The sequence below is a fragment of the Mesorhizobium sp. M0478 genome, assembly GCF_040321305.1.
Lineage (GTDB): Bacteria > Pseudomonadota > Alphaproteobacteria > Rhizobiales > Rhizobiaceae > Mesorhizobium.
The window spans coordinates 419,095-444,322 of the sequence record NZ_JAMYRH010000004.1 but is presented as its reverse complement, the minus strand read 5'-3'; the positions used below and the strand labels follow the sequence as shown (position 1 = coordinate 444,322).

Sequence of the window (25,228 nt, the reverse complement as noted above, 5' to 3'; positions counted from 1 at the left end):
TCGCGCCGGACCTACGGTCAAGTACAATCCATCAAGGCAGCCGGAACACATAAAGCGTGCCTCCCGAGGTTGTCGCGTTCTTCAGATCCTTCATGGCATTGACGAAACCGAGCGCGGCGGTGGCGTCACGCGGATCAAGATCGCCCGATACAATTGCGCCGGCCCAGCCGCCGACGCCTGAGAGGATGGCGACATATTGGTGCCCGTCGGGACCGCGATAGGTGATAGGCTGGCCGATGATCCCGGACGAGGTCTTGAACTGCCAAAGCAGGTCTCCGGTCTTGGCGCTGACCGCCTTGAACCAGCCTTCCATCGTGCCATAGAAGACAACGTCGCCGGCGGTCACCACCGCGCCGCTCCACACCGGGAAATTCTCCTTGAGGCTCCAGGCGGGTTTCTCCGCGGCGATGTCCCAGGCGGTGAAGGCGCCGCGATTACCGCCGGGCCCTGGTATCATGCGGACGTTCATGCCCACATAGGGCGTGCCGGCGATGTAGTTCACCTCGACGCCTTCTTCATCCATGCACAGATTGTTGTGCGGGATGTAGAGCAGGCCGGTCTTCGGCGAGAACGCGGAAGGCTGCCAGTCCTTGAGGCCCGACGCCGTCGGACAGATATCGCGAACGACCTTGCCGGTGCCGGTCTTCTTGTCCGGGTTTACGATCAGCCGACCGGTTTTCAGATCCACACCTTTGCTGGAGTTGACCGGACCAAACGGTTTTGCCGACAGCACCTCGCCGGTTGTCCGGTCGAGGATGTAGAGATAGCCGTTGCGCTCCGGCCGGATCAGCACCTTGCGCGGCTTGCCCTGCCAGGTCATGTCGAGCAGGATCTGCTCGTTGATGCCGTCATAATCGTGGAGGTCATGCGGGCTCCACTGATAGAACCATTTCGCCGCGCCGGTGTCTGGATCGCGCGCGAAAATGCCAGACGTCCACTTGTTGTCGCCCGGCCGCAAATCCGGATTCCATGGTCCGGGATTGCCGGTGCCGTGGAAAATCAGGTTCAGATCGGGATCATAGGAAATCCAGCCCCACATGTTGCCGCCGCCGATCTTCCAGGCTTCCGGCGGCCACGTCGTGACGCCAAGATCCTTGCCTTTGTCCATGTCGTAGTGCGGCTTGAAGTCCGGTCCGATCAGCACGTCCTTGTCCGGCCCGGTGCTATAGGCGATCCAGACGACATGACCGTCGCCGGCGTCGAGCGCCTTTACCCAGCCGCGAACGCCCATCTCGCCGCCGGAATTGCCGACCAGCACTTTGCCCTTCACCACAAGCGGCGCCATGGTGATGGTCTCGCCGATGTTGATGTTGCCGACATGAGTGTTCCAGATCGGCTTGCCCGTGTTCGCATCAAGGGCAATCGTGTGGCCGTCCAGCGTATTGAAAAAGATGCGCCCGTCGGCGAATACCACCCCTCGGTTGACGACGTCGCAGCAGGCCACTCCCTGTGCCGCCGGCTCGGGATTGGGTTCGTACTTCCACTTCATCGGGGCGCCGGGCTTGGAGAGATCGAGCGCATAGACGAAGTTGGGAAACGGCGTCACGATATACATGGTGTTGCCGACGACCAGCGGCGCTGCTTCCTGGCCCTTGTTCACGCCTGTCGAGAACGTGAACGCGACCTGCAGGTTCTTGACGTTGCCTTCATTGACCTCGGAGAGGTCGCTGAAGCGCGTCGACGCGTAGTTCTTGGCCGGCATCGTCCATTGGCCGTCATCGGGTGGCGAGGCTGCGGCTGGTGGTACGATCGCTGGTGTTTTAGGGGGCTCGGACGCAGCGCCCAGAAGCAGCAGGCAGGCGAGCAGCGTCACCAAAAGGATGGCGCCAAAAGAATTCCCGGCTGCCAATTTGCGGGTATGTCGTTCTACGTCAACGCGCGTTAATGCCAACTGCGGCATAGCTTTCATTTATTGATCGAGCCTCCCACGCCGGCGCCGAGTTCGGCCGCGATGTCGGCCTCCGTTCCGGCACAAAGCGGATGGCCCCAGCCCGAAGCGCTTTTGCCGCCGGGGTCCAGATCGTAGACAATGGCATCCTTGCGATTTGGATTGACGCCTGCCGGGACCTTGTCGAAGCCGAGCGCCGCGCGGATACGCCAGGCGACATTGTGATCGGCGCATGAGGAGTCGCCTGAAACGCCGAGGCCGCCGACAATGCTCTTGCCGTCGTAGAGGGCAAGCCCGCCGCCAAACACCACGACGCCTCCGATCGGCTTGCCGACGAGCGGGTCGCCGGCGCTTCCGAACGTTTTGGGATCGCCCGTATAGGCCGCGGCCTGGTTGACGGGATTGGTCTCCTGCAGGCCAAATAGCGGCCCGCCCGGCTGCACCCCCGCATAGAGATTGGCCGTAGAGAGGGCCATCTGAGCCAGGCTGAGACCGTTGGCCGTGTTGGCTTTCTCCGCTGCTATGAGCCGACTTCCCGGCCATTGCGAGTCGGGGGTGGGGCCGCTGAACGCAATCGCGCAGACAGTGCCGTCACGGGCAACGATGGCTGCCCATTCGTTGGTTTCAAAGCCGCCATTGGCTGGTCCGCCGCTTGCCTTCACGTTGGCTTTGAGGGCTGCAAGCAGCTTATCGTGATCGGCCGGACAGGGCTCCTGCGCCATGGCATCGTGCCCGTGGAACAGGCCACCCATCAGCAACAGCAGGCCAAAAAGAGGTACGAAAAGCTGCGAGCGATACATTGTCCTGGCATTCGTTTACATAACAAGGACCACCCCGGCAGACCGCAGAATGCGAGGATACGTCCAGTGCGTCAGTGCCTAACTCGCGTAATGCTTCTATGTTCCTGCTTTGCATAAAATTCGTGCAGTTGGATTTGGGTGCAGGTGTTCAATCAAAGCATGGGACCTGGATACCCGTGGCCACAGGCCAAGCGGTGAGGCAACGCGGCTGATCCAGGAAAATGCGATCGGGATGGCGCAGACGCACCCGCCCTGACAAACGCTGTTGCCTTGTCAAGGCGTTCGACGATGGATGATCTCTTCAATAAGTTTCGCGTCGGCTTCGTACTCCGCGGCCCGCGCAGCCATTTGACTGGCCAGGCTGTGTCTTTCCCGCGCGGCTTCGCGTTTTGCCGTACGTTTCGCCAACTCAGCCCGCTGCTGGTGCGCTCTTAAAAGGCTCCAAAGAGCCTGCTCCGCATCGTCAGCCTGGGCCTGCATCAAAACGTCTGCCCCGAACGCATGTCCGGTGTGGCAGCGGTAACGGGTAATCGGCCCGTCTTCTATCTCCCATAGGGGGCCATGACATTCGGGGCAGACAAATGTCGAGGGGGTGCCAAGCTGGCCTTCGGTCAATTCCATTGTGCTGTGCTCCTGAGCTGCAATCGCTGCCTCAAGGCGGATGCCGGACGGGATTTCTGGTGTCGGTCCTGCGATTTCGGAAGCAAGCCTGTGCAACAGGCCAGCCATTTCGGACAGAGGGACGCAATGGTCGATTTCCACATTCTGCAAGGCGCTCAGCGGCATGTCGGGTACTGCGGCGTCGCCGGGGTCCTGGACTACGCTGACGCCTCCGCACATCTTGATTGCGTGCAGGCCGGCGGTGCCGTCGGAGAGGCTGCCTGTGAGCACGACGCCGATCACGCTGCCGCCAAAGCTGCAGGCCGCCGATCGAAACAGGGGGTCGATGGCGGGGCGCGCCAGGTTCTCGCGCGGCCCGCGCCGCAGCAGCATATGATCGTCATGTAACAGAAGGTGAGCTCCGGGCGGTGCAACGAAGATGTGCCCGTTTTTAACCTTCATGCCGTTGGAGGCATTTGCAACGGGCATGTTGGCAGCGCGACCGAGAATGTCGCCGAGGTAACTCGTGGGACCAACGTGCTGTACGACGAGGAGAGCCGCCGGGATGTCCGGCGAAAGATCGCGGACAAGTCTCTTCAGCGCGTCGACGCCGCCGGCCGATGCTCCGATTGTCACGATGCACCGGTTCTCGCAACCGTCGGGACGGACCTTGTCCGGCTGGCCCGCACGCTCCGAATCTGATCGTGGTGCGGCGGTGGCCATGGTTGCTTCACCCACATTCAGCACAGATGTCGATGCGAGCGCTCCGGCCAGTCCGTTGCTGGTCGGGCGCCCTGCCTTCGTCGGTGTTAGCTTCCGGCCGCATCGCGGAACATAGATGCCCGCGTCGGCTCTGTACTAACGCCTACGTGCGCGTTTGACAGCAGCCTCTGCCACGGCCGGGGCCTCCTGAATGCTTGCCGCGCCGCCGAAATCGGCGTTCTTGGTACGGCCAGCTCCCGGGCCTGCTCCTAGATCAGCGCCTGTTGTCGGATCGGAAGCCGGATCGGAAAGCGTACGGTCGGCCATCCTGGCCACCACCTTCATGTCTTTGGCCCCCAGCTTGACAGTTGCCAGGCCGTCTCCGCCGTCGACGGGCATCACCTCTTCAAGGTCATCGATCCGATCCCACTCTTCGCCGGAATTCCATGGGCCAGCGACATCGCCGTCGCCTTGAGAGGTGTTGACATACATGCTGGCGTACTTCTCTACGCCTGGGAGCTTGCCGGAAGGGAAATTGTTTTCGATCGCGTAGAGTGCTTTCTCAAACGACTTCTGGTGCGCGATCTCGCGGGTCATCAGGAAGCCGAGCGCGTCCTTGATTCCCGGGTCGTCGGTGATGTTGATGAGGCGTTCGTAAACGATCTTGGCGCGGGCTTCGGCGGCGATATTCGACCGCAAATCCACCGTAGGTTCACCGCGCGAGTCGACATAGGCCGCGGTCCAGGGAACGCCGGCTGAGTCGCACAGCGCGGGAGCGCCGCCGAACAGAATTGATTCCTTGGCTGTTGTGCCGCTGGCGCCGATCATCAGGTAAAGGTCGGCTTCCTTCATTTGGCCCTCGGCCAGCTGTGCCTTGAGCCCCTTGTTGAGCATGGTGACGATTGATCCCACCACTTCGAGATGGCTGAGTTCTTCGGTCGCAATATCGAGCAACATGTCACGACGGCCAAGATCGTCCTCGCCAAGCCCTTGCGTGAAATAGCGCATGGCCGCTGCAAGCTCGCCATCGGCGCCGCCGAACTGTTCCATGATCATGCAGGCCAGGCGAGGATTCGGCTCCGAGACGCGAACGGTGTATTGCAGGCGCTTGTTGTGCATGAACATGGACATCTCTCCGGTTAGATCATCCGAACATCCCGGCAAGTTGATTGTTCCATCCGGCCATCGGCCAGCGAGCATTTTTACGGTAACTTCAGTGTTGAGCATCGCAGGGAGCCAGAGGCGGCATTTATTTCTCCGACCGGTGACCGGCGGCAACGAGATTTCGATCGTGCTGCGCCATCACGGCAATGAGCAAGGCCGCGGATGGGCAAGAGGTAGACAAAATCTGGAGGGATACTGGCTCGGAAAAGTGAAGCCGGGCCATATTAATACGATGTCGGTGTCGACACCTTCGGCCCTTTTCGCTGCACACCCACGCGGCAAACGGCGCGTTCGGTCACGGGGCGAGCGTCGCGGGCTGTTGCCCGTTCACTTTCGATCCAGCACCTTCCGGACTTTCTCTGCCAATTCGTCGATCGTGTAGGGCTTGGTCAAAAGTTCGGTTCCGAAATCGAGCGTGCCGTTGTGGACAATCGCATTTCGTGTGTAGCCGGTGGTGTAGAGCACTTTTAGCGACGGGTGCATTGTCTTGACCTGATCCACCAGCTCCCGGCCCGACATCTCCGGCATCACCACGTCGGTGAACAGAAGCGACGGCACTTGCCCGCTTTCGACGGCCACCAGCGCTTCGCGTGGACCTTGCATTTCCAGCACGGAGTAGCCCAGTTCCCGCAGCGCTTCCGCGGCCATCAGCCGGACGCGATCTTCATCCTCGACAACCATGATGATCTCGTCTGCACAGCCGGGGTGCTCGCCTGCCACGACGTCGATTTGGCTGTCGAGCACGCCATGGTGCGAGCGCGGCAAATATATTTTCAAGGTGGTTCCGATGCCCTGCTCGGAATAGATCTTCACACTGCCGCCGGACTGGCGAACAAACCCATAGACTTGGCTGAGTCCCAGCCCGGTGCCTTTGCCGACCCCCTTGGTGGTGAAGAACGGATCGAAGGCTCTTGCGACAACATCAGCAGTCATGCCCGTTCCTGTATCGGTGACCGCTATCATCACATACTGGCCGGAGGGGATCGCGTTCTCCCTGGCATAGCGATCGTCGACGTGGGCGTTTGATGTCTCGATCGTCAGCTTGCCGCCAGCAGGCATGGCATCCCTTGCGTTGACGCAGAGGTTGAGCAGCGCGCTTTCCAATTGCCCTGCGTCGGCCTCGACATGCCATAGGCCCGCAGCGAGCACGGTCTCGATCTGGATGGTCTCGCCAAGCGTCCGGTTCAGCAATTCGCTCATACCGGAGACGAGGCGATTTGGATTCAGCCGCTTCGGCGCCAGTGGTTGCTGGCGGGAAAAGGCGAGCAGTCGTCTGGTAAGTTCTGCGGCACGTTGTGCTCCATCGATCGCGCCGGTTACGAATTGGTGGACGTTGGTATCGCCGTTTCTGAGCTTGCGCTGCACAAGGTTCAGGCCGCCGATGATGACGGCCAGCATATTGTTGAAGTCGTGCGCGATGCCACCGGTGAGCTGTCCGACAGCTTCCATCTTCTGGGCTTGGCGCAGGTGCTCTTCTGCTCTGGCGCGTTCCGCAACTTCATCTTTGACACGTTGTTCGAGCGTGCCGTTGAGTGTCTGCAGCGCCTTGAACAGCCGGGAGTTGTCGATGGCCGTCGCGGCATGGCCGGCAAGCCCCAGCAAGGCCGCTTCTTGCTGTTCGGCGAACACGCCGGTCTCTGAATGACCAAGGAAGAGGCCGCCCAGGACCTCGCCCGAACGCGAGACGACCGGCACGGCGAGATAGGAACGCACCGGCAGATGGCCCTCCGGCATTCCCTTGCGGGGCCAGTTCTTTCCGTAACGGGGATCCGTGAGGATATCATCGGAACGCACCACGCTTGTTCCGCGGAAAGTGGGCTCGAACACCGCGGTGTTGCGCGGCATGGGAAAGTTTTCGAAAGCAGAACGAGGTGCCCCCGAAAGGGCGTAGAGCACATAGCTGTCGCCCTTGTCGTCGATCACATTGTAGAAGAAAGCTCCAAATTGTGCGCCCGACAGCACGACGCCGGCATCGGTTACCGTCTGGACAATTCGCTCCACGTCAAGCTCGGCCGCCACGGCTGCCGCAGTAGTGTTCATCAACTGAAGCTGATGCTCCACCCGCTTTCGCGCGGTGACATCAACCACGGTGCCGATGAAGCGGATCGCACGGCCGGACTGGAAAAGTGCTTCCCCAGTTGCGGCAATCCAGCGCTCCTTGCCATCCCGAAGGCCGATCGTCCGGTATTCGATGTCGTAGCGGGAGGGGGTGCCCGGCGCGAGCGACTGGCGTACGGCCTCGTCGGCCCGTGCGCGATCTTCCGGGTGGAGGCCCGCCAGGAAGGCGCTTTCATATGTCACCTCCGCGTCCGGCGGCAAACCAAAAAGGGCTTTGCACCGGTCGTCCCAACGCAGCACTCCGCTGATGGGATCGTAATCCCAGGTGCCAATAGCGGCCGCGTCGGTGGCAAGCCTCAGCCTCTCCTCGCTGGCCCGTGCCGCCTGTTCCGAGCGAACGCGCTCGATGTGAGCCCAGGACCGCTCCGTCACCTCGGTCAGCAAGGACAGTTCGAGTTGCGACCAGACGCGGCGCTGCTTGTCGTGGATGGCCATCAGGGCAGTCAGTCGGCCTTGTTTGACCAAAGGCATACAGATGGTTGCCGTTATCCCGATATCCTGAAAGGTCTTCGCTTCCTCGGGAGCAATTTCCTCAAGGTTGTTGTTGATGATAAGCGGCTTGTTGGCGCTGAGGTTGGTGACAGCCAGGCGACCGAAATCGGCAAGACTGTAATATCCCCTGATGCTGGGCGAGCCAGGTGCGCTCCAATCGCCGCGGATGGTGAAATGGTCTTGGTCCTGCTCCATGTCGGCATAGGCGCAAATCGAGACGCCAAGATGTTCGCCGAGGAGCCGAGTGGTGATCTGCATGACAGCATCGGCGTCGGCCGCGAGGGCTATCTCCCTGCCGAGGCGGTCGAGAAAAGCAAGGCGTTCGGCGTTCTCACGCAGGGCCAGTTCGGCGCGAAGGCGTTCTATCGCCGTACGCGTCCGGTCAGCGACTGCCGAAATGAGGGCTACTTCCTCCGTCGCCCAGCGTCTGGGCGCGGAGTGGTTCAGGTATAACAGCGCCACCAGCCCGCCATGCTCGGTGACGGGCATGTTGATGACGGATTGGGCGCTGATGGCTTTGAGTGCCTCCGCATGGCCGCTGGTTCGCGGATCTGTCTCGGCGTTTTCAAAGACAACGGTTTCGCCTCGCTTCAAATCCTCGATATACGAGCCGTAGTTCCTGAAATTCAGCGTCCCAGCCAGGCTTTTGATGCCTGGCGCGTTCCAGTCCCTGTCGATGGTGATCGTTTCTTTCTCTAGATCGATCGTGCCGTATCCGGCTCGGCTGATGCCAAAATGGTTCCCCAGCAGTTCCGCGGCTGCGTAGGCCAGTTCTGCGGGATCCGTAATCTCGCGGATACGGTCGCCCAACGCTGCCAAAAGCTCGAAGCGCTGCAGTTCAGATCGCAGATTGCTTGAAGTGGCCCCCATTTCGCCCCCGTTTTGCCCGGACTTAAATGCAGTCTGCGGCCAAGAGTTCCCCGCAGGACGGCAGTTTCTTTGGCGGGCCGGTCAGCCGAACACGCCGCACCGGTCATAAGTTAATGACAGCTTGGCGCGCTGTGGCGGATAAAGGGGAAACCAGCGGGCACTTGACGAGCTCCCGCTGGCTGGGTGCCCGAACCGCACTTCACTCGTTTGGAGACGTTTTGATGCTTGACCGACCCATTCTTACGAATACGGACGCTCTCTATCCAGACGACCTGAAAACGCTTCGGTCGGTTTTCGACGCGCTGTGTGAGGAATTTGAGATTTCGTCGGACACTACCGCGGCAGAATCCATCGCGAGAGAGCTGGTCAGACTTTTCCAGACCGGGATGACGGAAGCGGCCATGCTGATCATTGCCGTGCGCGCACGTTGGCAGGGTGATTGGAAAATGGGAGGCAGCAGCGCTGCCCAGGCTTAACGGTCCCAACTCCATGGAGAAGGCCTACTTTAGCCGCTTGAGCCGGTTGTACAGCGTTGTCTTGTCTGGCGGAACAAGCTTTCGCCCCGAGAGTTGGGGTCGGGAGATAGTTTCCAACAGGCACGGGCATGGCGTTCGACAGAGATGGACCGAAACTCGCGACCGGGTTGCTCGCGGCCTCGTTGGCGGCGCTGGCGGCATACAACGCCATCCGCGCCAAACGTGCGATTGCCGGCCGGGCATGCGGACGTGTGATGGAGATCGATGGTGTGCGCCTGCATTTTATCGAAGCCGGAACCGGCATGCCGCTGCTTCTCCTGCATGGCAATGGATCCATGGCGGAGGATTTCAAGTCGAGCGGCATCTTCGATGAGGCGGCAAAGACCTACCGGGTGATTGCATTTGATCGTCCCGGTTTTGGGCGAAGCTCACGGCCGCGCGGCCGGCGTTGGTCCGCTCGCGACCAAGCCGACCTTATACATGCCGCCGCCTGCGGGCTGGGTATAGAGAAATACCTCGTGCTTGGACATTCCTGGGGAGCTTGGATCGCCCTCGAATTGGCGCGCAGGCATTCTCAATCGGTCGCCGGCATCGTGCTGGTCTCGGGTTACTACTATCCGCCACCGCGGCTGGATCTTGCACTGGCCGCACTCCCTGCATTGCCTGTGATCGGCACCGCGTTTCGTCACACCTTGCTGCCCCCGCTTGTAAGGCTTGCTTGGCATTGGGCAATGGAGAAGATCTTTAAACCCGCCGTCGTCGCCAGCGACTTCGCCGCACTGGCCAAAGATGTCGCCAGCCGCCCTTCCCAACTGCGGGCGGTTTCTCTGGAGACAGCATCGATGCTGGCCGCGTCCCTCTTGGGAAAAGCCAACTATAGGGACATTGCCGTGCCCACCGGCATCATGGCGGGATCCGGGGACCGGTTGTTCGACGCGCAACGCGATGCACGACGCTTGCACGTGGAAGTCGGTGGGTCTCTCCTTGAGGTGGTTCCGGGCGCCGGCCATATGGTTCATCAGAGCGCCCCGCAAGCGGTGGTTGGCATGGTGCACACTATTGCAGGCCGGCACACCTTGTTCCAAGCGGGCCGTCGGCAGCGACCCAAGTCTCGTGCCGTCGAGTTCAAGGCAGATCCGGCCTCGCGGGAGCCACCGGCGATAAGCGACGCCGCTTGCACGGAATGATCTCCAAACGGGGCTTTCAAATGAGCGACCAACGTCCAGCCGACATGCAGTCGGTGCTCCACCAGAACATACAGGCCCTGGTGGAGCACAGGCGGCAGCAAGAGGAGCACCAAGGCGTTCAAGCGTGGGTCGCCGGCGCTGTTTCGCGCTTCGCGGGAAGCATGACTTTCGTCTATCTGCACCTTGCAATTCTTGTCGTCTGGGTCCTCGCGAACCTTGGCGCGATACCAGCCGTCCCAGCCTGGGACCCGACTTTCGTGATCCTGGCCATGGTCGCCTCGGTTGAGGCAATCTTCCTGTCTACTTTCGTGCTGATCAATCAGAACAGAATGGCCGCACACAGCGAGCGGCGAGCCGAACTGGATTTGCAGATCAGCCTTCTGAACGAACATGAAACCACGCGGCTGATCGAGATGGTGGCTGCCTTGACGGCGCGTCTGAATATCTCGACTCCGGCCGACAAAGAGCTGCCGGAACTCGCCGAGAATGTCGATCCCCAAAAGGTGATGACGCAAATCCAGCAAGCTTCTGAAGATCAGGAGAACGCTTGATCAAAGCGACCTCGCCGGCAACGGTTCAGCGTCGGCTGCAGCCTGAATCAGCCTCATTGTCCAGGGCTGTCGAAGCAGCTAAGCCGGCGTCGGCGTTCTCCAGGGCGGCTTCCCGACGTCACAAGTCCGCCGCGCAATCGAAGCAGCGTAGAACTTCGATAACCAACAGGCTGCTGCGCGTCAGATGGAACCAAGTTGACGCCGAAATCGTATTAGCGGGCGGCTTGGGGAGATTCCGGATGAGCGAAGGTGCTGTTCTGATCGTCGAAGATGAGACAATGATCCTGCTCGACCTCGAGTCAGCTTTGGAGGAGGCCGGCTTCCAGGTGGTCGGCACTCGGAGTGCCGCCGAGGCGCTGGCGGCTTTCGACCCCGATCCGACCAAGTTCAAGGCCGTGCTCACGGACATCCGTTTGGGACCAGGACAGTCGGGGTGGGAGGTCGCTCGGCACTTGCGAAGGTCCAACTCGACCATCCCGGTTGTCTATATCAGTGGCGACAGCGCGGTACACTGGGGAGCGGAAGGCGTGCCCAACAGCATAATGATCACCAAGCCCTTTTTTCTGCCGCAGATCATAACTGCCGTTTCTCAACTTTTAAACGCGCAGCAAGGTGCAGAAACTCACCTCTAGGAATCGGACCGCGGCTCCGCGAACACCACCGAACATTCTTCTTCGGCCAATCGGCGCCGTCCGGCGTAAAGCGTTCGCGTCTGCCTGGGTCAAATGTCGGCGGCCTCAACCAGATGTCGACCTCAGCTCCTTTCCCCTCGCCACCGGCTCGCATCCACTCGGGAGCCCTCCCGAAAGCAGGGGCGCTCATTGGTTGAGCTTTCGGTCGAGTTCGTCAAGCAATGACCGATGCTCGCTAGGCATGTCCGCGTCTGTCGGAAGATCCAGCAACTGGCGAAGCTGGCGACGATTGGCGTCCGATGAAATCCACTCCCGTATGAGGCGGGCTATGACCTTTTGTTGTGCCTTGCCGATTTCTTCCATGTTAGATTCCGAGCTTGTCCGTTGGACGAACTCGGCGGCTCTTTGATGGTTCCCCGTCCTGTACACAAATCGAGGCACAATCTATGGGTTAATGCATGTCGCTCAAAAGTGGCCCTGGTTTTGAGACACGACATGCCAGTGGATGTTTGCAGTCCCAGTCCGCTCGCCTAACGCTGCGCGTAGAGTGCAAATTTATACGTTCGATTTTACCCGAAGCGAGAGGCTCAGCCGCAAAATCTTGGCGCCATTTTCATCGCGCACTTCGATAAACAATTGCTGCCCGTCGACGCTCTTCAGTGACTCTCTCGTGAGGTCGACAAGGCCCTCGAATCCCGCGCGGCGGACCTCCTCGAGGCCAGCGCATTCGACACCTATTTCGTCCTCGAAGATGAGATCGCCATCGCCGCTGTCGAAGAAAAATCGTGCCATCGGAGAGCTTCCGTCACTGCTAATCTGCGGGGTTCCTTTGGTGCAGGTAGGTCGTGTCGAAATCTCCTGCGTGAGTGAGGCCAGCCCAGTCCAGTGCGTGAACTTTTGATCCCGAGGTGGCAATGAGGCCTCTGCGTCGTAGTTCCTGGAGCATCCGGTTGACGTGGACCGTGGACAAACCCAGTGCATCGCCAAGGGCCGCCTGTGTAATGGGAATATCCGCCACGTGATCCTCAATGCGCCCCATGGAGCGCAAGCGAAAAATCAGTTCGCACAGGATGTGAGCCATGCGGGTGTATGCCTCGCGTCTTCCCACATTGATGACCCACTCCCTATAAATCGCGGCATCTATCAACGTCGACCGCCAAAAAGCGGTGGCGATGCGAGGGTGCTGGTCGCAAACGGCACGCAGAGTGTCATGCCGCATGAAACCTACTCGGGCCGGCGTAAGGGTCGAGAAGTTACAATCCATGACCGACAGATGCAGCCCATGCAGATCAGGAATGTCGCCAGCGACGAAGAATGATGTGATTTGTCGCTTTCCTTCGCCCGTATGTTTGGTGGAACCGACCAAGCCATCAAGAACGATAAACGAGTAAACAGGACGGTCGCCCTCACGCACCAGATCGTGGTTGGCCGAATATTCCTTCTCCTGGATCGGAATGCCTTTCAGAACGCCGATGTCGGCCTCTCGAAGATCCGAGATGGTCTGAAGCTTGCGAATGAGTACATCCGAGGATGAGGTGGGGAACAAATTGACTACCTGGCTGATGTTGGTGATCGAACTATTATCCGCGCCAAAAGTTCCGACTGGCATGGGGACATATGCGCGGCGGCAGAAGGCGCCGCCGTGCGGCATGGTCCCATGCCTGGAGCGTTTTGCCAGCGTCGAGCGTGGTTGAAGATCCCGGAATGATCGAAGCACCAGTTTTTTAGGACAGCCATAGGTGAGCAAGGCAGCAATGCATTAACCTATGACATAGGCTCGGTTAGAAATTTTCCCGCTGGGCAGCCAGCCCCAGGAGTTCGCCGATCACGGCGCAGCTTTGACCCTGTCGCTCCGCCCATTTCAAGGGCTGCACCCGCAGCCCGTCCTGGAACTCTTTGATGCGCCGCCAGGAACGGGGTGGCTCCGCTGACGTTGTCTCAGTGGCAAGGTGAGATTTCAGTGAACAGGCATATTTCGCGGACGGATGTCGAACAAATCGATCACACGGATGACAGCGGGTTTGCGATAGGGCACGGCGGACCGCCATCCTCAGCAATCGCGGTAGCGCTGGCCCGTGGCCTGGAGACCAGTCGGGACAAGCACATCATCCATATAGCTCCCTCGGAACGCAGTGCCGAGGAGATCGCCGGCGCCTTGCGTCAGTTCCTGCCTGACGCGGATATCATCTTGCTGCCGTCCTGGGATTGTCTGCCCTACGACAGGGTATGGCCCACACGCGCCAATATGGGGCGAAGGCTTCGCGCGTTGCGTGAGATCGCAACGAAGCCGGATCGCCCGCGCATCGCTGTAATGTCGCTCGAAGCCATTCTGCAGCGGGTGCCGCCTGCTCCGGTCATCGCTGGCGGTTTCACAATTCTGGAGGTGGGACAAAAGCTCGACCGTGACGATTTCAGAACCAGGTCCGAAGCCATTGGCTATGTCGTCGACGAGAGGGTCGACGAACCGGGTGAGATAGCCTTTCGGGGCGATCTCATCGATATTTTCCCTGCTGGCGCGGATGGCCCCGTTCGCGTCATCGTTGGTCCCGATGCCTGCATCCGCCAGCTCAAGACCTACGACCCGCTCAGTCAGCTCAGCGATCAGGTTCGAGACTCGGTTACGGTCGGACCGGCATCCGAGCTGATCTTTAAAGCTGGTGAGCATCCTGAGCTGACAGCGATGCGCGCGACGTCGATGGAAGAGCGCCTGGTCGCATCGTATGGCGCTATGCCGTCCGTCTTCGATGCGGCTTCCAGCGCCTCGATCTCCTTCCTTGAAGGGACCGACGGGCAGCCGCTCGGCAGAGTTCTGGATCTGGTCGAGGATGCACGTCGTGCCAGGCAGGAGGCAGCCGGAACGAAAAAACCTTTGCCGGGACGATTTTACCTATCCCGTGAAGAGTGGGACGCTGCTCTGCTTAACCGCTGCTGCGTGAGACTTGCCGTTTCTGCCGTGGGAGTTCCCAAATTCTTCCGCCAGGCCCGACCCGGGCATGATTTCGCGGAATTCGTCACAAGGCAGACGAGCGCCGGAGTCAGAGTAGTGTTCACCGGCGATGCCTCTGAATTGCAGCGAGCAGATCGCCTGCTCGATAGGAGACTAGGCCGGCGGGCAGAGGAAGCGGCCGACTTGCCGCAAATCCTTTCGGCCGCAAGGGGCTCTCTGCTCAAGGCTGAATTCGTCCTCGACGAAGGGTTTGTCGACGCGCAATCCAATATCGCCGTGGTGGCCGCATCCGACCTGTTTGGTCCCGCGTTGAAGGCGAACGGGAGCGCGACCACGGGCATACTCGAACCCGAGTTGCGCATTGGCGATGTCGTCGTCCATGAAGACCATGGCCTGGGCGTGCTCGCCGCGGTCGAACAGGTCGAGTTGGCTGGCCAGCAACAGGATGTCGTCAGACTGGAATATCATGGCGGGGCTTCCTTGCTGGTTCCGGTCGACGACTTTGGACGAATATGGCGCTACGGCTCGGAACCGGAGGCAGTGTCCCTTGATCGCCTCAACGGCGAGGGCTGGCCGAAGCGACGCGAAGCTGCGTTGCGCGAGATCGACAGGCTGGCCAAACGCCTCTTGGGCCTTGCCAAAATCAGGTCCAGCCAGCCTGCCGAGATCATGAAGCCCTCCCGCACGGACTTGGCCCGTTTTGCGGCGAGATTTCCCTATACGGAGACGCCCGACCAAGCGGCCGCCATCCGCGCTGTGCTCGATGATCTTTCGTCGGGAAGAACAATGAACCGGCTCGTCTGCGGCGATGTCGGCTTCGGCAAGACAGAGGTCGCCCTGCGTGCTTGCGCCGTCGCCGCTCTCTGCGGGAAACAGGTTGCTATCATAGCACCGACAACAGTGTTGGCACGACAGCACTATGAGACGTTCAGCCGCCGCTTCGCAGGAACCGGCCTGCAGGTCGCCCACCTTTCTAGGATGGTCGGGGCTGCGGAGGCGAGAGCGGCAAAAGAGGGTCTGCGGAGCGGCCAGGTTACGGTCGTTGTGGGTACTCAGGCCCTGGCGTCCAGGAGCGTCACCTTCGCCAATCTTGGACTGCTGGTGATCGACGAGGAGCACCGGTTCGGGGTCAAGTTGAAGCGGGCCCTGCGGACCATGACGCCTCGCCTCCATACGCTGAGCATGAGCGCCACACCGATACCCCGGACGCTGCAATCGGCGTTGTCGGGCATCCAGGACGTCAGCGTTCTAAACTCTCCGCCCGCCAAAAGACGTCCCGTTCGCACGATCTTGGCAGCGTTCGATCCAGCATCGGTGCGCGCGGCCCTCCTGCGTGAATTTCACCGGGGTGGACAGAGCTTTTTCGTGGTCCCGCGGATCGAGGATATTGCCCAGGCCTGTGACCAGCTGAACAGACTGGTGCCGGAACTCGGGGTCAAGACGGCGCATGGTGAAATGAAGGGGAGACAGCTGGACGAAGTCATGGTCGGATTCGCCGACGGTGATGGCGACATTTTGTTGAGCACCGACATCATCGAGAGCGGCCTCGATGTGCCGCGGGCCAACACCATCATCGTTTGGCGCCCCGACCGGTTCGGTCTGGCGCAGTTGCACCAGCTGCGGGGCCGGGTCGGAAGGGGGGCGGTGCAGGCCGTTGCGTTTCTTCTGACCCAGCCTGGCGTTGAACTGGCCGACGGCACCAGGGCCCGGCTTTCGACGATGCTTGCGCTCGATCGGCTCGGCTCAGGCCTGGCAATCAGTCAAAGGGACCTCGACCTGCGTGGCGCCGGCGATCTTTTCGGAGAAGACCAGGCCGGGCATATGAAGCTGATCGGAGTGGGCTTGTACGAGCACTTGCTGGAGCGCGCGGTCTCGGCGGCTGGCGGAGGGGCCGACTTCGGCAAGCAACTTGCCGAGATCAATGGCTCGGGAAAGGGGGCTTTTCCCGAGAGCTATGTCGACGAGCCTACGGTGCGCGTTGGCCTCTATGCGCGGCTCTCCCGAATCCGTTCGGAGCCGGACCTCGATACATTCAGCGAAGAGCTCGAGGACCGCTTTGGAGACATGCCTGGCGAAGTAGCCCTTTTGCTGGAATTTACCAGGTTGCGAATAGCAGCGTCGGAATTGGGCGTCGGCAAAGTCGATGTGGGTCCCGAGGCCATCGCGATCACCCCTCGGAACAAGCCGTCGGCGTCCCGATGGCGGAACAGCAAGGCGTTGGGCCTGGACTACCGGAACGGCCGCCTGATTTTCAGGCCGACCCAGCCCAGCGTCTCAGGCATCGATGCGGTTCGCTTAGCGCTTGATGCCCTACGTGCAGCCCAGCCAAAGCACGAGATCTGACGAGCCTTTTGTCTCCTGGGGCCATCGGTGCGAATGGCGCTGCGGGCGGCCGTGCGTTCGCGGGGAGCGTTCAAGGCATGGTTCCGGCTTGATGGGGTGTCATGGCAGCCATGTTTTCATTCAGATGGGCCATGATCCAGATAGAGCCCAGAACCACCAGCGCGACGATCAGCACGCCGAAGGCCAGGGCCAGGATGTTGTTGGTGTTATCCGGCCCGGTGGTCAGGTGCAGAAAGAAGACAAGATGAACGCCCATCTGCGCAACAGCGAGCACCACCAGGGCCGAGATGACCGCGGGCTGGTAAATCAGATCGGTTCGCGCCGCCAGGAATGACGCGATCGTGAGCAGAATGGCCAGCCCGAAGCCGAGCACATAGCCCGAGAGGCCCCCAGCGGTTTCGTGCTCGCTTATGTGTTCCTCGCCCGGCGCTGAATCGCGGCGGTCCTGCAACTCGCCGGTCTTGCTCTCGATCTCGGTCATGACGATGCTCCCAGCAGATAGACCAGGGTGAAGATGGCAACCCAGATGATGTCGAGGGCGTGCCAGAAGAGCCCGAAGCAGTGGAGCCGCCGCAAAATGTCGGGCCGAAAGCCCTTGACCCACAGCTGCGCCATCATCGTTCCCAGCCAGAGCAGGCCGAGACCGACATGGGCACCGTGGCAGCCAACGAGCGCAAAGAAGGCAGAAAGAAATGCGCTGCGCGAGGGGCCTGCCTGCTCGCCGATCATTGCCGCGAACTCCTGTAGTTCCAGGAACAGGAACGCTGCCCCGAGCAACCCCGTGACGAGAAGCCAGAACTGCGTGGCAGCCATTGATCTGCGACGGGTGGCGAGTGTTGCCACGCCGCCGGTGAAGCTCGAAGTGAGCAGAAGGCCCGTCTGGACCGCAACCCGTGTCGGTTCGAACAGATCCTTGCCTGTCGGTCCGCCGGCGGTTGCCTTGGCCAGCACGGCGTAGGCGGCGAAAAATGCCGAGAACATGATGATGTCGGACAGGAGAAAGATCCAGAAGCCGTAGGTCACCGTGACGAACTTTGAGGCCGGGCCGCCTTCTCCGTGGCCCGTCGCAGAGCGCACCGCATGCCGACCGGTGTGATTAAGCCGATACGGGTCCCGTGCCTGGGTGCCGGCGCTGATGTCGCCGGAGAATGCGTGATCGCTCATGCCGGGCGCTCCCACCCGCGCAACCGGGCAAACTGGGCTGCCTTGTGGTCATGGTCGATGCGGGCGACCTCGTCGACAGGGATCTCGTAGTCTCCATGATCGCGCCAGGCGAATACGACGAAGGTTGCGTAGGCGCCGATGAAGCCGACGATCGCCAGCCACCATATATGCCAGATCAGCGCGAAGCCGATCAGTGTGCTGAAGAAGGCGGTGACGAAGCCAGTCGGGCTGTTGCGAGGCATCTCGATCGGCTCATATGCCTTTTCCTCGTCCGAGCTCTGTCCGATCCCTCGTTGCTTGATGCTCCAGTAGGGCTCTTCGTCTTCCACGTGAGGCAGCCGTGCATAATTGAAGACAGGAGGAGGAGAAGATGTCGACCACTCCAGCGAACGCCCGTCCCACGGGTCGCCGGTTTCGTCGCGAAACTTGTCGCGATGCCGGATCGAAACGAAAAGCTGTGTGATCTGCAGCGCCGCGCCGGCGATCATCACCACCACGCCGAAAGCGGCCACCACCAGCCACGGTCCCCAAAGGTCCATATCGATATGTTGCAGGCGCCGCGTCATGCCGAGCAGACCGACAATATAGAGCGGTACGAAGACCAGCATGTAGCCGGCCAAGGTGACCCAAAATGCCGCCTTTCCCCAGCCTTCGTGCAAACGGAAGCCGAACGCCTTGGGGAACCAGTAGGTGAAGCCGGCGAATGCTCCAAACAACACGCCCGAGATGATGACGTTATGGAAATGCGCGACGAGGAAAAGGGAATTGTGTAGCACGAAGTCGGCCGGCGGGACGGCAAGCAGGACGCCAGTCATGCCGCCGACGGTGAAGGTGGTCACGAAAGCCAGTGCCCAAAGCATCGGCGTGTCGAAACGAACGCGCCCGCCATACATGGTGAAGAGCCAGTTGTAGATTTTCACACCGGTTCCCACGGCAATGACCGACGTGGCGATGCCGAAGGCGGCATTAACATCCGCTCCGGCACCCATGGTGAAGAAGTGATGCAGCCAGACCATGAACGAGACGATGCAGATGAACATCGTGGCCGCGACCATCGAACGGTATCCGAACAGCGGCTTCGATGAAAAAGTCGAGAAAATCTCGGAAAAGATTCCGAAGGCGGGAAGCACCAGGATGTATACTTCGGGATGGCCCCACGCCCAGATCAGGTTGACGAACATCATCTGATTTCCACCAGCTTCGTTGGTGAAGAAGTGGAAGCCGAGATACCGGTCCAGCGTCAGCATTGCGAGCGTGGCGGTAAGGATCGGGAAGGCTGCGACAATGAGCAGGTTGGACGCGAGCGAGGTCCAACAGAACATCGGCATTCGCAGATAGCCCATTCCCGGCGCCCGCATCTTGAGGATGGTCGTCACCAGGTTGACGCCGGTGAGCAGCGTGCCGACGCCGGAGATCTGGATCGCCCACAGATAATAATCGACACCGACGCCCGGCGAGTAGGCGGTTTCCGACAAAGGGGCATAGGGCAGCCAGCCGGTGCGCGCGAACTCGCCGATCACAAGCGAGATGTTGACCAGCAGGGCTCCGGAAGCCGTCAGCCAGAAGCTGACGGAATTGAGCGTCGGAAAAGCGACATCGCGTACACCAAGCTGCAGCGGCACGACGAAATTCATCAGGCCAATCATGAACGGCATCGCGGCGAAGAAGATCATGATCGTGCCGTGCGCGGAAAAGATCTGGTCGTAATGCTCCGGCGGGAGGTAGCCCGGCCCGTGAATCGCCAGCACCTGTTGTGTGCGCATCATGATAGCATCGATAAAACCACGAAGAAGCATGAGCATCGCCAGCACAATGTACATCACGCCGATGCGCTTGTGGTCGACCGAGCTTATCCACTCGCTCCACAGATATGGCCAGTACCCCTTCACCGTTATCCAGCCAAGCACGGCGGCTGCTGCCAGAAAGACGCCAAGGGCTGCGCCGAGGGGGATGGGTTGATCGAAAGGAACGGCCGACCAGTCGAGCTTGCCCAGCATCGTCATTCTGCGCCTTGTGGATGATGGGTCATCGTTGCCGCCGCCGCGGGTAATGCCCTTGGGCTCACCTGTGGCTCGCCGCTGGCTGCGCTCTCAGCAGGCCCCGGACCCGGTGGGAGCGTCTGCTGAACGACCGCTTCGAACAGCCCAGGCTGGACATGACCGAAGGAAGCCGGCGCCACATTTGTGCTTTGCCGGGCGAGTTCGCGATAGGCGTTGGCGTTGAGCACGCCGCCCCCGCCACGCAGCGATGACGCCCAGCGGGTGAAGGCATCGGCTGAAACCGCGCTCACACTGAAATTCATATCCGAGAAGCCGTCGCCGCTGAAGTGCGCCGACTGGCCGAAAAAGCTGCCCTCGCGGTCGGCCTGCAGATGCAATTCGGTCTGCATGCCGTTCATGACGTAGACCATGCTGCCAAGCTGGGGCACGAAGAACGTGTTCATCACGCTGGCCGAGGTCAACTTGAAACGCACTGGAACACCGGCGGGGATAACCAGTTGATTGACAGCGCCCACGCCCTGCTCGGGATAGAGGAACAGCCATTTCCAGTCGAGCGCCACCACCTGAATGTCGAGCGGCGGCTGGCTAGAAGGGATCGGTTTGCGCGGATCGAGCTGATACGATCCGTAGTAGATCAGACCGCCAATGAACAGGATGGTGAGCGTCGGGATCGACCAGACGATCAACTCCACGCGTCCCGAATAGGTGAACTCCGGGTTATAGCGGGCGTTGCTGTTCGAGGCGCGGAACTTCCAGGCGAATGCCAGAAGTGCAACAAGCGTGGGAACAACGATCACCAGCATCACCGCCAGCGAGTTCAAAAGGATCGTGCGATTACCGACACCAATTGGTCCTTGGGGATCGAGCACTCCCCCCGCGCAACCGGGCAAGAATGCGCCTCCGACGATCCAGAGCAGTTGGCGTGTCAACTTAGGGCTGGATGGCAAGAACACCGGCTCTGCAATCTCTCTTTGCGGGAACGCGGGCTAGAGGCATGCGTTCGTCGGGTTTCCATCTGAGCCTCCCCATGGCGCGGAACCTCGCGGCACTTCGCAGGGTGTCGCCACCTGAGCGAGTGCCCCAACTGTCGCCGGCCGGGTTTGTTCCGCTGGACCGAGTTACTCTGTCCGATGGTCCCGCGTTGGCCAATCCACCATAATTTCAGAACGATGGCGGCTCGATTGGCCTAGCTATCGGCGACGCTGGCTCGCGCACGAATTTCAATTTCGGCGGGACGGCGAATACCCTGAATCGCTCAGCCAGGTTATCGAGAGCCTGCCGCATGCCCACTCCCGCAGCAGCCGCACCGTGTCCACTGATGACCATCTGGGGGCCCAAGGCAGCCAGATGCTTCACGGACCTTTCCGCTGCATCCCAGTCTGGCGTGAAATAGCGCGGCGGACCGTGCATCTCGAGATCCTGAATGGCGACTTCATAGACCGACTCCTGACCGGTGGTGATGAAAGCGTCTCCTACGATGAGCGAGCGGTCTTGCTCGCGCCAGAGCGAGATATGCCCAGGGGCATGTCCGGGTGTGTGCAGCCATTGCCATCCGGGCATTCCGGGGATCGATCCATCGGCGGGCAAGGGTTCCAAACGGCTGCCAAGATCGATTGGCCCGCGTGGAAAAAGCGGTGAAAGCAGCGCCATCAGTCCACCCCCAACCCAGGGATCCGGTGGCGGATAGGATGTGGTTCCGTCCAAATAGGGGTGCTCGAGTGGATGGGCGAAGACAGGCACGTCCCAGCCATTTGCGAGTTCTAGAACCGTTCCCACATGGTCGAAATGGCCATGGGTCAGGATGATTGCAGCCGGCCGTGCGTTGACGCCGAACCGCTTTTCCGCGACCGCTAGAATGCTGCTGCGAGACGTCGGCAACCCGGTATCGATCAACACCCAGTTCCGATCTCCGCTGCCCGGTGCGCCGAAGAACACGACATTGACGATTGCTAGCCGCAAGTAACCCAGGTCCGGTGCGATGCTCCAAGCGCCGTCGCCACGATCCTCGCGCCTGGCGTGGTCGATCTCGGAAAGTCGAATCTGAACGGTCATGTGATCCCATGCCTCTGTTGTTGCTGAGCAGCCGCTCGAGTGGATGATGGCGGCGGTACATCGCCCCGAACTTGGGACGGGCCTCCTTGTTCCTCATTTGCCACGTGGCTCCCGGACAGTTCACCACCGGAACAAAGGCTCTACCAATGGGTTCGGCACTACCCGGCCACGCAAGGACGAGCTGGACTGAGCAACGAACATGGGGCGCGCCCGACTGAATTCGGTATTTCGCCAACGCGGTTCCCGGTCCGGACAAGGCGGCCGAGTTCGAAGCCGATTGCCCAAAGGAGACTTCGAAAAATGAGCGAAGTGGGACGCCAGACGGAGGCCTCGGTTCCGGAAGCTTCGCGCTTCGCCAGTTTTTTCATGGCAGGCTTTGAATGCTCCTCGCACCGGCGCAAGGACGGCGTTCGCCTCGATCTTATTCGTGCGACCTCGCATAATTTGCATGCCCTGGGCGACTACCGCGGCTGCGCCGAACTCGGCCTTCGCACCATCCGCGACGGCCTGCGTTGGCATTTGATCGAAACCGCTCCCGGAACCTATGACTGGTCAAGTTGGGCGCCAATGGTGGAGGCAGCCCGATCGGCAGGTGTTCAGGTAATCTGGGACATCTTTCACTACGGATCTCCGGACCATGTCGATCAGGGCTCGCTGCATTTCATCGACGCCTATGCCTCGTTCGCGGCAGAAGCCGTCAAGGTACACCGTTCGATCACCGGAACATCGCCTCTGTTGTGTCCCATCAACGAAATCTCCTTTTTCGCATGGGCTGTTGAGGTCGGCTATTTCCCGCGCGTGGGGCCGAACAAACGTGGATGGTTCAAGCGGCACCTCGTGAAGGCCGCCATCGCGGGTGTTCGTGCAATGCGGGAGATCGACCCCGCCTGCAGATTTGTCTGGGCCGAGCCGCTTATCCATATCGCCCCTCGCGACCGAACCCGCAGCGAACGGCGCCGGGCCGAAAACGCCCGACAGGGGCAGTTCGAAGCTTACGACATGTTGCTGGGCCGCGTCGAACCTGAGTTGGGCGGGAGCGAAGATGTTGTCGATGTCGTGGGCTTGAATTTTTATCCGCACAATCAATGGTACGTAAACGGGCCGACGATTCCGATGGGACACCACGAGTACCGCGCCCTGTCGGAAATGTTGCTAGAAGTTGCTCACCGGTACGGCAAGCCGATGTTCATTGCGGAGACCGGTTCCGAGGGATCCGGCGGGCCGGCTTGGCTCCACTATGTCTGCGACGAGGTGCGTTCCGCAATCAGTCTCGGAGCGCCGATCGAGGGTATTTGCCTGTACCCGATAACGGCCTACCCGGGCTGGGACAATTCGCGACATGCCGAGGTCGGTTTGTTTTCCGTCATCCAGGCTGATGGCAGGCGACACCTGCGCAAACCCACAGCAGATGAACTGGCCCGTCAGCAAGCTCTTCTCGTGGCGGACACGACGCCTTGAAGGGGCCTACAAACGGGGGAGGGGCGGGCGGGCGTCTGTTTCGAAACGCCGCCCGCGCCGGTGCGGTGCATCAGCTTTTTGCAGTCGCCCCAGCCTCGCGCAGCCTGGCATATCGCATGGTAACGTCGCTCAGATTTTCCTTGAGCCAGTTGGCCATGGCTTCCTCTTCGTTCAGGTTCTGCTTGAGGGCCCTTTCAGCATCCTGGAAGCCCCCGGCGTCGGCCAGTACCAGCAGCGAATTGTAGGCAGCGATCTCGTAGTTCTCGAATGCGAAATTCGCCAGGCTGTTCTTGATGATCTCGTCGCCGGCCATCGAATGTCCAATGGCGGCCACGCTGCCAACCATCGACAAGGCAGTGTCCTTGAGGGTGGAGTGCTCCTCACCAAGGCCCTCCAGGACGGACTCGAGTCTCGTGATCTGGCCTTCGGTTTCCTGAATGTGCCGGCGCAAGCGATCGGCCACCTCCGGATAGTTCTCTATACGCTCGACCTGAGGCTTCATGATCGACAGCGCTTGATTCTCCATGGCGTGCGCGTTGCGCAAGCCGACGATAAATATCTCACGGCTTTCCGAGTTGAAGTTTGTATCCATCGAGTTTCTCCTTCTGATACCCGCCCGATCTTCCGTCTTGGAAGAAACTATCTTCTCGGCTCGGCCAACAACGGCTCCTCCGTGCGTGCCCAGGCCGGGAGGCTTTTTTGGATGCGCGCGAAAGTGGCCAGAGCCTGTCCCACTACCTGGTCCATGTTGTAATAGCGGTAAGTTGCAAGCCGACCGACAAACCACACGTCTGGGCAGCTTGCCGCGAGCGCTTCATAGCGCTTATAGAGCACTTCGTTTTCGGGCCGGGGCACGGGATAGTACGGGTCCCCGATGTCCGTGGGGTATTCGTAGGTCAGGCTGGTCCGCGAACTCTGCTGGCCGGTCAGATGTTTGTACTCGGTAATGCGCGTGTAATCTTCCGTCTGGGGATAATTGACCACGGCAACCGGCTGAAATTGCTCGCAATCCAGTGTGACGTGCTCGAAACGAAGCGAACGGTACGGAAGGTGCCCGAGCTGCCAGCCGAAATATTCATCGATCGGGCCGGTATAAACCATGCGCCTGAACGGTATCTTCTCACGAATTTCACGGAAGTCGGTCTGCAGCATGATCTTGATGTTTGGATGATCGAGCATGCGTTCGAACATCCGCGTGTACCCGCCGGCCGGCATTTTCTGGAAGCTGTCGCTGAAATAGCGGTCGTCACGGTTGGTCCTGGTCGGCACTCGTGCCGTGACGGATTTGCTCAGCTGACTGGGATCGACGCCCCATTGCTTTCTAGTGTAGCCGCGGAAGAATTTTTCATAGAGCTCGCGCCCCACGGTGCTGACGACGACGTCCTCAGCCGTTCGGACGTCCTCCACCGTTTCGCGTCGCGACGCGAAGAAATCCTCCAGCTGTGCCGAGGTCAGGTCCAGCCCGTAAAGCCGGTTGATGGTGTCGAGATTGATCGGGATGGGAACCAGTTGCCCGTCTACGGCCGCCAACACCCTGTGCTCGTACGGCCGCCATTGCGTGAACTGCGAAAGGTAGTCCACTATGGCTTGGCTGTTGGTGTGGAAGATGTGCGGGCCGTAGCGATGGATGAGGATGCCGGCTTCATTGTAGCAGTCATAGGCGTTGCCTCCGACATGGCTGCGGCGATCGATCAGCAAAACGCTTTCCTGACGCTGCGACGCTATCCTTTCGGCAAGCACGCTGCCGGCGAAACCCGCGCCGACGATCAGCCAATCGAACATGG

The 25,228-nt window shown here is 60.5% G+C and carries 21 protein-coding genes; 6 read left to right on the top strand and 15 right to left on the bottom strand.

The annotated features are described in order from the left end of the window. Nucleotides 1-31: 31 nt before the first annotated feature. The 5 genes from NKI64_RS13255 to NKI64_RS13235 form a co-directional block, all read right to left on the bottom strand. Nucleotides 32-1,909 carry a methanol/ethanol family PQQ-dependent dehydrogenase gene (locus NKI64_RS13255; protein ID WP_352668320.1) on the bottom strand — a complete coding sequence of 626 codons (1,878 nt, stop codon included), beginning with the start codon at nucleotides 1,907-1,909 and terminating at the stop codon, nucleotides 32-34. Next, on the bottom strand, nucleotides 1,906-2,688 hold the full coding sequence (locus NKI64_RS13250) for a heme-binding protein (RefSeq protein WP_023826387.1): 783 nt from the start codon (nucleotides 2,686-2,688) through the stop codon (nucleotides 1,906-1,908). The genes NKI64_RS13255 and NKI64_RS13250 overlap by 4 nt, the downstream gene beginning before the upstream one ends. A 273-nt stretch (nucleotides 2,689-2,961) precedes the next feature. Continuing rightward, on the bottom strand, nucleotides 2,962-4,011 hold the full coding sequence (locus NKI64_RS13245; RefSeq protein ID WP_023815899.1) for a chemotaxis protein CheB: 1,050 nt from the start codon (nucleotides 4,009-4,011) through the stop codon (nucleotides 2,962-2,964). Between the two features lie 135 nt (nucleotides 4,012-4,146). Continuing rightward, nucleotides 4,147-5,115 carry a manganese catalase family protein gene (locus tag NKI64_RS13240; RefSeq protein WP_023681124.1) on the bottom strand — a complete coding sequence of 323 codons (969 nt, stop codon included), beginning with the start codon at nucleotides 5,113-5,115 and terminating at the stop codon, nucleotides 4,147-4,149. Between the two features lie 366 nt (nucleotides 5,116-5,481). Further along, nucleotides 5,482-8,634, bottom strand: a complete 3,153-nt coding sequence (locus tag NKI64_RS13235; RefSeq protein ID WP_352668317.1) for a GAF domain-containing protein — start codon at nucleotides 8,632-8,634, stop codon at nucleotides 5,482-5,484. Nucleotides 8,635-8,855: 221 nt separating this feature from the next. On the opposite strand from NKI64_RS13235, the gene NKI64_RS13230 reads away from it, so the two are divergent. The 4 genes from NKI64_RS13230 to NKI64_RS13215 all read left to right on the top strand — a co-directional run bounded on the left by NKI64_RS13230 (nucleotide 8,856) and on the right by NKI64_RS13215 (nucleotide 11,480). Then, nucleotides 8,856-9,110, top strand: coding sequence for a hypothetical protein (locus NKI64_RS13230; protein WP_023681126.1), 255 nt, complete (start codon nucleotides 8,856-8,858; stop codon nucleotides 9,108-9,110). Between the two features lie 128 nt (nucleotides 9,111-9,238). Further along, nucleotides 9,239-10,297, top strand: a complete 1,059-nt coding sequence (locus tag NKI64_RS13225) for an alpha/beta fold hydrolase (protein ID WP_352668315.1) — start codon at nucleotides 9,239-9,241, stop codon at nucleotides 10,295-10,297. Nucleotides 10,298-10,317: 20 nt separating this feature from the next. Further along, complete coding sequence (locus NKI64_RS13220; protein WP_023668020.1) at nucleotides 10,318-10,848, top strand: DUF1003 domain-containing protein; 531 nt, start codon at nucleotides 10,318-10,320, stop codon at nucleotides 10,846-10,848. Between the two features lie 239 nt (nucleotides 10,849-11,087). Continuing rightward, nucleotides 11,088-11,480, top strand: coding sequence for a response regulator (locus NKI64_RS13215; protein ID WP_023668021.1), 393 nt, complete (start codon nucleotides 11,088-11,090; stop codon nucleotides 11,478-11,480). A gap of 186 nt (nucleotides 11,481-11,666) precedes the next feature. Here the strand turns inward: NKI64_RS13215 and NKI64_RS13210 are convergent, their stop codons facing one another. From NKI64_RS13210 to NKI64_RS13200, 3 genes are all read right to left on the bottom strand, one after another. Beyond that, the gene (locus NKI64_RS13210; protein WP_023687819.1) at nucleotides 11,667-11,843 is read right to left on the bottom strand and encodes a hypothetical protein; all 177 of its coding nucleotides are present in this window, start codon (nucleotides 11,841-11,843) and stop codon (nucleotides 11,667-11,669) included. 192 nt (nucleotides 11,844-12,035) lie between these two features. After that, complete coding sequence (locus NKI64_RS13205; RefSeq protein WP_023668023.1) at nucleotides 12,036-12,272, bottom strand: DUF6894 family protein; 237 nt, start codon at nucleotides 12,270-12,272, stop codon at nucleotides 12,036-12,038. Between the two features lie 19 nt (nucleotides 12,273-12,291). Then, nucleotides 12,292-13,227 (bottom strand): Crp/Fnr family transcriptional regulator, encoded by a 936-nt coding sequence (locus NKI64_RS13200; protein WP_245260616.1) that lies wholly within the window; start codon nucleotides 13,225-13,227, stop codon nucleotides 12,292-12,294. A gap of 213 nt (nucleotides 13,228-13,440) precedes the next feature. Here NKI64_RS13200 and NKI64_RS13195 point away from each other — a divergent pair, with 213 nt between their 5' ends. Further along, nucleotides 13,441-16,770: a DEAD/DEAH box helicase gene (locus NKI64_RS13195; RefSeq protein WP_352668311.1), complete on the top strand. Its 3,330-nt coding sequence runs from the start codon at nucleotides 13,441-13,443 to the stop codon at nucleotides 16,768-16,770. Between the two features lie 70 nt (nucleotides 16,771-16,840). Here NKI64_RS13195 and cyoD read toward each other — a convergent pair whose 3' ends face one another. The 5 genes from cyoD to NKI64_RS13170 all read right to left on the bottom strand — a co-directional run bounded on the left by cyoD (nucleotide 16,841) and on the right by NKI64_RS13170 (nucleotide 21,986). Next, nucleotides 16,841-17,251 carry a cytochrome o ubiquinol oxidase subunit IV gene (gene cyoD / locus NKI64_RS13190; protein ID WP_023712206.1) on the bottom strand — a complete coding sequence of 137 codons (411 nt, stop codon included), beginning with the start codon at nucleotides 17,249-17,251 and terminating at the stop codon, nucleotides 16,841-16,843. Next, nucleotides 17,248-17,934 (bottom strand): cytochrome (ubi)quinol oxidase subunit III, encoded by a 687-nt coding sequence (locus NKI64_RS13185; protein ID WP_023681134.1) that lies wholly within the window; start codon nucleotides 17,932-17,934, stop codon nucleotides 17,248-17,250. Before NKI64_RS13185 ends, cyoD begins: the two co-directional genes overlap by 4 nt. Further along, entirely contained in the window at nucleotides 17,931-19,931 is a 2,001-nt protein-coding gene (cyoB, locus tag NKI64_RS13180) for a cytochrome o ubiquinol oxidase subunit I (RefSeq protein WP_352668378.1), read from the bottom strand. Before cyoB ends, NKI64_RS13185 begins: the two co-directional genes overlap by 4 nt. Nucleotides 19,932-19,933: 2 nt before the next feature. Then, nucleotides 19,934-20,863: a ubiquinol oxidase subunit II gene (cyoA, locus tag NKI64_RS13175; RefSeq protein WP_245260110.1), complete on the bottom strand. Its 930-nt coding sequence runs from the start codon at nucleotides 20,861-20,863 to the stop codon at nucleotides 19,934-19,936. Nucleotides 20,864-21,095: 232 nt separating this feature from the next. Next, entirely contained in the window at nucleotides 21,096-21,986 is an 891-nt protein-coding gene (locus tag NKI64_RS13170; RefSeq protein WP_023741832.1) for an MBL fold metallo-hydrolase, read from the bottom strand. 300 nt (nucleotides 21,987-22,286) lie between these two features. Between NKI64_RS13170 and NKI64_RS13165 the strand changes: the two genes are divergently transcribed. Beyond that, nucleotides 22,287-23,444 (top strand): hypothetical protein, encoded by a 1,158-nt coding sequence (locus NKI64_RS13165; protein WP_023691420.1) that lies wholly within the window; start codon nucleotides 22,287-22,289, stop codon nucleotides 23,442-23,444. A gap of 70 nt (nucleotides 23,445-23,514) precedes the next feature. Here the strand turns inward: NKI64_RS13165 and NKI64_RS13160 are convergent, their stop codons facing one another. Beyond that, nucleotides 23,515-24,036: a ferritin-like domain-containing protein gene (locus NKI64_RS13160; RefSeq protein WP_023687824.1), complete on the bottom strand. Its 522-nt coding sequence runs from the start codon at nucleotides 24,034-24,036 to the stop codon at nucleotides 23,515-23,517. A 47-nt stretch (nucleotides 24,037-24,083) separates the two neighbouring features. Then, nucleotides 24,084-25,226, bottom strand: a complete 1,143-nt coding sequence (gene glf / locus NKI64_RS13155) for a UDP-galactopyranose mutase (protein WP_023733195.1) — start codon at nucleotides 25,224-25,226, stop codon at nucleotides 24,084-24,086. Nucleotides 25,227-25,228: the final 2 nt, after the last annotated feature.